A 9,303-nucleotide genomic window follows, 5' to 3' on the forward strand; every position below is an offset into this window, starting at 1 on the left:
GGGGCTAGCTGAGTGGCACCCTTCGGGTGCTCCGTTGCGACGTCTGACTCGTCCGACCTGTCCGACCTGTCCGAGGAAGGCACCACCGCCCTAGGCATAAAAAAAGCACCCCGATTGGGGTGCTTTTACTATTCTCGATTTGAGATTACTGGCGAGTTGCTAAGTCGCCATCAATAATCAAGTAGCCGGCATCACCATTGGCTAGCTTGAGACGATCAACGATACCAGCAACGGTATCCTCTTCCTCTACCTGCTCATCAACAAAGCGACGGAAGAAGTTTTCAGTAGCATAGTCGTTCTCCTTACGAGCTGCAGCTACAATCTCGTTGATAGACTTAGAAACGAAGCACTCGTGCTCGTAGGCCTTCTCAAAATAGGCTACTACGCCCTCCAACTTCGACTCAGCTGTCTTGATATCGTGTAGCACTGGAGTCTCACCACGCATAATCACGTAGTTGACCATCTCCTCAGCGTGAGCGATCTCCTCCTTGTACTGTGCGTCGAACCAATGAGCGAAACCATTCCAGCCCTTGATGGCCATATCTATAGACATCTGCTTGTAGATGAATGCAGACTCGTACTCGAGCTGAATCTGCTCATTTATCTTCTTTAATACATCTTTCTTGATCATAGTTCAATTAATTTTATAAGGTTCTTAATTCTTACCTCCTACAAAGTTAGTTAGTTTTTCAGTCATTTGCAATAGTATTGCCCTTTATTTTAGAACTTTACCATTGGAATGGTCTACCCCAACATGCTCCCGACTGATCCAATTAAAAAGGGTGTGCAGAAGTTCTGCACACCCTTGTATTTATAAGGAAGAGGATGGTTACTCTGCCTTTCCGTCGCTACCAAGTACCTTCTCGATCTTGTGCATGTAAAGCTTCTTGAGGCTCTCACGTGCTGGACCGAGGTATTTACGTGGGTCAAACTCCTCTGGGTGATCAACGAAGACCTTGCGCACAGCAGCAGTCATCGCAAGACGACCATCAGAGTCGATATTAATCTTACAAACAGCAGACCTAGCAGCCTTGCGGAGCTGCTCCTCTGGAATACCTACAGCATCCTTGAGCTTACCGCCGTGAGTATTGATGATCTCCACCTGATCTTGTGGAACACTTGATGAACCGTGAAGAACGATTGGGAAGCCAGGAAGCTTCTTCTCGATCTCCTCTAGGATATCGAAGCGAAGTGGAGGTGGCACGAGATGACCATTCTCATCTGGGTGGCACTGCTCTGGAGTAAACTTGTAGGCTCCGTGGCTGGTACCAATAGAGATGGCCAATGAATCTACGCCTGTGCGAGTAACGAAGTCGATCACCTCCTCTGGCTGAGTATAAACGTGCTCCTCGGCCTCTACGTCGTCCTCAATACCTGCTAGCACACCGAGCTCACCCTCTACCGTAACATCAAACTGGTGAGCATAGTCTACCACCTGCTTAGTGAGCTTGATATTCTCTTCGTAAGGAAGTGAGCTACCATCGATCATCACGCTAGAGAAGCCCATCTCAATACAGCTCTTGCAAGTCTCGAAGCTATCGCCGTGGTCGAGGTGAAGAACGATTTGTGGGTTCTTAGCACCGAGCTCCTTGGCATACTCCACAGCTCCCTGCGCCATGTAGCGAAGAAGGGTCTGATTGGCATAAGCACGAGCTCCCTTAGATACCTGAAGAATCACTGGAGACTTGGTCTCTACAGCAGCCTGAATGATGGCCTGCAGCTGCTCCATATTATTGAAGTTGAAAGCTGGAATAGCATAGCCACCATCTACAGCTTTAGCAAACATCTCGCGAGTGTTTACTAGTCCTAAATCTTTGTAATTTACCATGTTGTCAAAAAATGATCTAACTAATATGATTATTTATCTTCTTACCTTCACTTCACAAAGTTACAGAAAATAATCAGCACTTACCAAGGTTTGTGGAGATAATTAGTGGGACAGCGGTGCCTTTATCGGATGGCAGAGCCTTTATCGGACAAGTCGGACAGATCGGACGGGTCAGACAGGTCGGACGTCGCAATAGATGGGTGCCCGCCGTGGTGGCTCGCTGTGGTAGCTGGAGCACCCGACAGGGTGCCACTCAGCTAGCCCCCGTGTCGGAGGGGGCAAACGCCCCCGAACGACCGGCGGGGAAAAGGATACGGTATATGTAATCGACCCTTGCGGTCGCACAAGCCTATCAAGGTGCGACCACAAGGGTCGTAGGGTATTTTGGGGTCTCGTAACCCGCCGGTCTTCGGCTCTGCGAGCCTTGACCGGGGGCTAGCTGAGTGGCACCCTTCGGGTGCTCCCCATGCCGCGTCCGACCTGTCTGACCTGTCCGACTTGTCCGACTTGTCCGATAAGGTGCCCCCCTGTCCGATAAGGTGCACCCCCCTTATCCGATTAGGCGCCCTCAGGCAGCAGCTAGGAGGCCGGCAATCCAATCAAAAGCACCGAAGACGACGAGGTAGCGGAGGAATTTACCAAGGAACATCCAAAAGGCTACTGGCCAAACTCTCGCCTTGAGCAATCCTAAGGCGACAGCGAAGAAATCGCCTACGCCAGGGAGAAAGACGAAAAACGCCATCCATGACCCTTTGTCCTGGAGCCACTGAACCCACTTATCGACTTTCTCTTCCGGCATCTTGAGGTACTTGGTGATCCACTCTGTCTTACCGAGCCAGCCGAGCCAATAGCAACTCATGCCCCCTAAGAAGTTGCCAATAGTAGCAGCCACTAGCACTGGTACATACTCTGCCCCAGCAGCAAGGACGCCAACCACTACTGGCTCAGAGCCAAAGGGGAGGACGGTGGCAGCCAAAAAGGCGGCTAAAAAGACGCCTATGTATCCATACTGAATTAAGAAATCTATCATCCTATAAAAGCAGAGTGTTTAATGAAGTCAGCCCCACACTTTGAATGCCCAAAGGGCAAGGGTGAAAAGGGTGAGAGGAAGGACAATCCAACGGCTATCACGCTCGGTAGCAAAGTGCACGGACATAATACCACTGACGAAGATAGCACCGTGGATAAACAATTGTGGGCCCCCACTCTGCGCCCCATAAAGCAGGTGAAGAAGCATCAGGATCCAAGCCAATTGGACGTGAAAGTTTAATGCCAACCGTACTCTCACCACACTGGTCCGAAGGCTCTGAAAACAGGCAATAGTAATGAGTAGTAGGTAGAGAAGGTCCAAGAGGATCAATGGCCACTCGGAAAGAGGAGCTAGCTGGATCTGGGTGATCGGAGCAATACCGGCCTGTAGGAAGCTAGCTACTCCCTCCCAGCTCCTTGGGGCAAAGAGCATGAGGGCGAGTAGCAGGATGGAGATGGTACCGATAAGGAGGGCGGTAATATGGCGTCCTGAAAGGCTCTTAATCCCTCTCAGCTTGGCCAAGATAAAGGGATAGAGGAGGATACTGGCGGGGTGGATAATCAATAAACACCCCAACAGTACTCCAAGGTTGTGCACAAAAAAGGGGGAGCGGCTATGCCTAAGTGAGGAGACAATGCCGTCGCTCAGCATGATGATAAGGACCAATCCAAGTAGCCCCAAACTAACTTGTGCAGCGGGAAGTAGGAGGTGTGCAGCAAAGTAGAAGGTCATCAGCAACCACCCCACCAGCGACGAGCGGGTAGAGCCATACGCCAACTCTCCATGTCGCTTTGCCGATAGCACAACAAAGATCAGCAGAGCAGCAATGAACCAAGGAGAGGAGACGAGTAGACCCCACCACGCATCTAGCTGTGGTAGTAACTGGCTGACGATGGAGGGCTTAGGGAACATGGAGTGGAAAGAAGAATCACAGCTTCAGTAGATCCTGCCCAATATCGTGGCGGTAGGTGATGCCTTCGTAGTGCACACCTTGCAGACGATGGTAGGCTTTATCAAGGGCATCCTGAATGGTATCGCCCATAGAGGAGATGGCAAGTACACGACCACCAGAGGTGACCACCCCCTCTTCTTGGGAGGCTGTCCCCATATGGAATATCTGCAGGTCAGGAGTAGCCTCGCCCTCTAGTCCTGTGATAGGATAGCCCTTTTCGTACGCTTCGGGATAGCCTTTAGAGACGGTGACGATCGTGGTGGCCACCTCATCAAACTCTAGGAGGGGCTCCATCTGTCCCAGCACCTGCTCTTTGAGTGCCAGCATAGAGCCGACGAGATCGCCCTTGATGCGTAGCATCACCGCCTCGGTTTCGGGGTCGCCCATGCGACAATTGTACTCAATCACGTAGGGGTCGCCAGCAACGTTCATCAGTCCGAAGAAGATGAAGCCACGGTAGTCAATTCCTTCGGAGTGGAGCCCTTGGATAGTGGGGCGGATAATGCGCTCTTCCACCTTTTGGATAAAGGCGTCATCCACAAAGGGAACGGGAGATACCGCCCCCATACCACCCGTATTGAGCCCGGTATCGCCCTCGCCAATACGTTTGTAATCCTTAGCGGTGGGGAGAAGCATATAATCTCGGCCATCGGTGAGGACAAAAACGGAGCATTCGATGCCAGAGAGGTGGCTCTCCACCACAACGGTGGCACCGGCGGAACCAAACTTACCCCCGAGCATCTCTTTCATCTCGGCCTCAGCCTCCTCGAGGGTCTCAGGAATGACCACTCCTTTGCCCGCAGCTAAACCATCGGCCTTCAGAACGTAAGGGGGTCGCTCTTCTTCCCTCAGGTAGCGAAGCCCCTCCTCAAGGGTCTCACTAGTAAAGGAGCGGTACTTGGCAGTAGGGATACCGTGGCGAAGCATAAAGGCTTTGGCAAACTCTTTACTCCCCTCCAATTCGGCACCGGCCTTGGTAGGACCGACAATATGGAGGTGGCTCAGCTGGGGATCAGCCTGTAGGAAATCAACGATTCCCTCTACCAAAGGCACCTCGGGACCGACAATCACCAACTCAATCTCTTTTTCTTTGATCAACTGAGCGATGGCTTCAAATTGCGTGACGCCGATAGGCACATTGTGGCACTTGGGTAGGCTACCGCCATTGCCTGGAGCCATATAAATGTGGGTGATCATATCGCTCAACCCTATTTTCCATGCAAGGGCCTGCTCTCGGCCACCGCTACCGATAATTAATGCTTTCATATATCTATGCTCTTGGCTTTACTTCAAATGATCTTCAAAATAACGACAAATCACCTTGTGGAGGTGCACACGATCTTGACCTCGGACGTTGTGCTCATCCATCGGATAAACCATGTAATCAGGAAGGGTGCCAGCCTTGACACTCGCCTGAAGGAATAACTGGGAGTGCTGCCAAAGGACAACGGGATCCACCCCTCCGTGGATGAGCAGTAGGCGACCCTTGAGATCTCCAGCACGCTTAATGAGGTTGCTCTCTTGGTAGCCTTGAGGATTCTCGGCAGGAGTATCCATATAGCGCTCACCGTACATCACCTCGTAGTAGGCCCAATTCATCACTGGACCACCAGCGACGCCTACCTTGAAGGTCTCTGGGTGGCTGAGCATCAGGTTGGTCGCCATAAATCCGCCAAAGCTCCAACCATAGACACCGATGCGATCGGCATCCACATAGGGAAGGCTGCGAAGGTAGTCGATGCCGAGCATCTGATCGGCCATCTCTACTTTTCCTAGCTGTCGGTGAGTGATGCTCTCAAACGCCATACCACGATTGGAGGTACCACGATTATCTAGAGTGAAGACAATGTAGCCCTCTTGTGCCATATAGGTATCCCACCCCATACGCAATGACCGCCAACTATCCGTAACGAGCTGAGAGTGAGGCCCGCCATAGACGTAGAGCACCACTGGGTATTTACGACCAGGCTCCAACTCTGCTGGACGGGTCAGCTTGTAGTAGAGGTCGTCGCCCTCAGCTGTTTTGAGGCTACCGAGCTCTACAGTAGGACGGTATTTATTGGCTAGAGGATCCTCGGCACGCAGTAGCTCACGCACTTGTCGCTTGCCTTTGAGTGAGATCAGCTGCTCCACTGATGGGGTATCCAGATTGGAAAAGCGATCGTAGGCGAGGCTAAAGTCGGGAGAGAGCCAAACATAATGGGTGCCATTGCCCTCGGTGATACGCTCTACGCGAGGACGCTTGAGGGAGACTCTGTAGAGGTCTTGGCCAATGGGGTAATCTTTATTCGAGGTGAAGTAGATGTAACCGCTGGCCTCGTCAATGCCCATCAGCTCCTTCACCTCCCATGCTCCATCTGTGAGCTGGGTGAGCAAGTGCCCCTCTCTGCTATATAAGTAGAGATGATTGTAGCCACGGACGCGACTGAGTCGCACAAAACGACCATCTTGCAAGAAGCGAATAGGAGTGGAGGGCTCAATGTATTTGGGATGGGTCTCCTTAAGGAGGGTACGGACCAATCGACCTGTAGCAACGTTGTACTCCCGGAGGTTGGTCTCTGCTTGGCTTCGCTCTACTTCGTCGATAACAAGGCTCTTGCTATCGGGAGTCCAAGCGAGATTGGTGAAGAAGCGGTCGGTGGGAGCACCCGTCTGTAGGTACTGGATGGTTCCCTTCTGGCTATCGTAAATGCCAATGGTCACTTTTTCACTCTTGCGACCAGCCATTGGATATTTAATGGGTTGGTACTGGGCAATCTGTGGATTGATCTGGACAATGGGGTAGGACTCGACATCGCTCTGATCATTGCGATAAAAAGCGAAGTAACGGCCATCGGGTGAGGGGAAGAGTCCGCCATCAATACCAAACTCATTGCGGTGCACAGAGACACCGTAAGCGATATCAAAGGAGCCATCGGTGGTGAGTAGCTTTGGCTCTTGCCCTGGGCTGACAACGGCTATATTCTGCCCATCGGAAAGAAGGGCATAATGGCCTTGTGCGGTGGGTGTGAAGTGGGTCCAACGCTTCCGATCAAAGCTATAGCGATAGACTTCTTGTTGCTTTTTATAATCCCAAAGCACCCAATCGCCTCCTACATTGGCACAGAGTAGGTCGCCTTTGAAGTGCATGTAGTAGGGAGTAAGGCCAAGGCTCTCTCGGCTAGCAATCAGTTGTCGCCCTTGGATGCCATCGGCATACAAACCATCTTCCTGAAGCACAAGGAGTCCTTCATTGACCATATTGAGGGACTGGGTAGTCTCCGGCATCAGCTGGGCATACTGAATGGAGCCAGGGGTGGCCTCTTCGATGCTCCACGGGCTCTTGGTGGTTTGTGCTACGGCACTGATAGTTAGGCTCGCTAGTAGTGGTATAAGCGCGAGCATCCATTGGATCGTTACGCTACGTCTCATGATATCTATTTTGGATGTTTGATTTATATTCATACAAATCTACCAAAAAAGCACGGAACCACTTGCCCCAACGTTTCGTACGACAGGGGTTACGCATTAGAAAGGTCTTTAGCAAGGTGTCTATGAGTAAGGACCTCGCAGAGGTCCTTCAAAGCCTTTTATTTGTTGGTGATTAGTGAAGAGGCTATTCATTATGCACTCCGTGCAACAGCCTCAAGTGGAGGGCGTCTGACTCGTCTGACCTGTCCGACTCGTCCGACTTGTCCGATTAGGTACCCCCGTACCTCCTCCGGAGGTCCTTATCTATAGCTTATGGGAAGCGGAAAATAGGTACATTTGTGGTTACATACACACACTATAGGGACATGAAAAAGATAATGTATATATGGAATAGATTGTATTACGGTCATTACTATTATCATCGTTGGACCCAGATTTTATACTATAGAATATTTGGGATGATCCCCATTCGTTTTCTGTACAGATTGGGCATGATCAATAAAGAGAAATACATGAGAGTAAATAAGGAGGCAGTAAGAAGTCTGACAAACGAAAAGATCAGCACCATAGTGCTCCTTTCTGATACAAGCATGCTGGCATTCACGACACTTATCCTATGGACCATTGCAAACTTCACCACCTTACTAATACCGAGTGCATCACCAGCAAAGCTAAATAGAGCAACCTTCATAGTCATTACCGCCATCGTGACTTTACCGATTAACTACTTTACCCTATGGAGGAAAGATAGGTATCTAAAAAACTTCATAGAATTTCGTAAGACATCATCGTTAAGAAATCGGATTTGGTCCATCATCAGTATAAGTACTTTGATTCTTGCCCTACTCTTATTTATCCTAAGTATGCACCTGATGGGTAATAACCCAAAAAGTGTGTAAGGCTGAAAACTCCTTTGAATTGCGAATATACTTTTTTCGCTTTGCTTCCCATAAACAACAAAGATAGACCAATAAAGTATAGATTTCTCCTATTATCATACATTGTAGAGGGGTTGAATGGATGGTAATTGTTCCTTCAGTTTAATATAGTATGGAAGCCAGTCTTTGTATTGATCTCTATAGAAAATTTCATCACACATCAATATCTTATCATTTAATCCATTATCATTACATAGCTTTGAAATAATTAAGCCTCTGAGTTGAGCATCTAGGGCACCAGAAAGAATTCCAACTTCGTTATTTTGCCAAACCTTACCCTCTATAGTAAGTTCATCCATTCTTTTTAGCACATTTGGCAGATAGGAATATGTCTCAATAAATTGCTTACCATCGTTTTCTAAGTAGTCTATTACCCAATCGGTGAATTCCTCTAACTGGCTTTTTTCTTCAATATCATAACCTATACCCCTACGATATCCTTCGATTAGCTTAATATTTCGATCATAAATTGTATCAGGAAAATATTTTTTCTTATCAATTACACTATCATCATATGGACAAAAACTATGTAAAATATTCTCAACAATATGAATTGAAATATACAACGATGAGAATGTTACATACCCCATATCTTTAAAGTTCATAAAGAAATAGACTGCCATATCGTCAGAATTCAAAACATATGTTGGATCACCACCAGTTTTAAAACTTTTATACCCTGCTGGTTTCAATACTGCATCAAGCCTTGAAAATATATAGTCTTTCTTTTCTTTCTTTTTCATCACTTATATTATTTAATATTGATATGTTCTATAATAACATTCGAAAGATTGTCTTTCCCATGATCATGAATACTATAGATGTTTTCTTTTGAGATTTCTACTTCAGGATTTTTCTTGTAGTTAAAACCTACTACAGTATACTTCACTTTTATAGTCTGCTTTTTGTTATTTATTATTGCTCCAAATCCTTCCTTTTGTCTTTGGGTGTAAGATGTTGTTGTATTCAATTGATTCTCTATAACAAACAACATCCTCAACCACACGATGTTCATCGTATTTTATTAAGACAATATCTGCTTTCATATACCCATTAGCCGTTTGACATTTTGAGGCACTTCATTTAGCCATTGCCTCATTTCTCTTTTAATTTCTATTCCATACATTATTTACGTTTGTATTAT

9 protein-coding genes are annotated in these 9,303 nt (G+C 48.0%); 1 reads left to right on the forward strand and 8 read right to left on the reverse strand.

Annotated features, from left to right (window positions below):
- Positions 1–145 precede the first annotated feature (145 nt).
- Both HMPREF3027_RS03690 and HMPREF3027_RS03695 read right to left on the reverse strand, forming a co-directional pair.
- The gene (locus HMPREF3027_RS03690) at positions 146–631 is read right to left on the reverse strand and encodes a ferritin (protein ID WP_070707144.1); all 486 of its coding nucleotides are present in this window, start codon (positions 629–631) and stop codon (positions 146–148) included.
- Positions 632–829: 198 nt separating this feature from the next.
- Positions 830–1,828, reverse strand: coding sequence for a class II fructose-bisphosphate aldolase (locus tag HMPREF3027_RS03695; protein WP_026161798.1), 999 nt, complete (start codon positions 1,826–1,828; stop codon positions 830–832).
- 92 nt (positions 1,829–1,920) lie between these two features.
- On the opposite strand from HMPREF3027_RS03695, the gene HMPREF3027_RS09505 reads away from it, so the two are divergent.
- A complete protein-coding gene (locus HMPREF3027_RS09505; protein ID WP_141756219.1) occupies positions 1,921–2,154 on the forward strand; it encodes a hypothetical protein in 234 nt (77 codons plus the stop codon).
- Between the two features lie 242 nt (positions 2,155–2,396).
- On the opposite strand, the gene HMPREF3027_RS03700 is transcribed toward HMPREF3027_RS09505, so the two are convergent.
- The 6 genes from HMPREF3027_RS03700 to HMPREF3027_RS03730 form a co-directional block, all read right to left on the reverse strand.
- Positions 2,397–2,855 (reverse strand): YqaA family protein, encoded by a 459-nt coding sequence (locus tag HMPREF3027_RS03700; RefSeq protein WP_070707156.1) that lies wholly within the window; start codon positions 2,853–2,855, stop codon positions 2,397–2,399.
- A gap of 30 nt (positions 2,856–2,885) precedes the next feature.
- Complete coding sequence (locus HMPREF3027_RS03705; protein ID WP_070707145.1) at positions 2,886–3,770, reverse strand: hypothetical protein; 885 nt, start codon at positions 3,768–3,770, stop codon at positions 2,886–2,888.
- A gap of 16 nt (positions 3,771–3,786) precedes the next feature.
- Entirely contained in the window at positions 3,787–5,076 is a 1,290-nt protein-coding gene (gene purD / locus HMPREF3027_RS03710) for a phosphoribosylamine--glycine ligase (RefSeq protein WP_070707146.1), read from the reverse strand.
- A gap of 18 nt (positions 5,077–5,094) precedes the next feature.
- A complete protein-coding gene (locus tag HMPREF3027_RS03715) occupies positions 5,095–7,221 on the reverse strand; it encodes a S9 family peptidase (RefSeq protein WP_246830517.1) in 2,127 nt (708 codons plus the stop codon).
- 994 nt (positions 7,222–8,215) lie between these two features.
- Entirely contained in the window at positions 8,216–8,902 is a 687-nt protein-coding gene (locus HMPREF3027_RS03725; protein ID WP_070707149.1) for a hypothetical protein, read from the reverse strand.
- Positions 8,903–8,910: 8 nt separating this feature from the next.
- Positions 8,911–9,129 (reverse strand): hypothetical protein, encoded by a 219-nt coding sequence (locus tag HMPREF3027_RS03730; RefSeq protein WP_246830518.1) that lies wholly within the window; start codon positions 9,127–9,129, stop codon positions 8,911–8,913.
- Between the last annotated feature and the right edge of the window lie 174 nt (positions 9,130–9,303).

The organism is Porphyromonas sp. HMSC077F02, assembly GCF_001815465.1.
Taxonomy (GTDB): Bacteria; Bacteroidota; Bacteroidia; order Bacteroidales; family Porphyromonadaceae; genus Porphyromonas_A; species Porphyromonas_A somerae.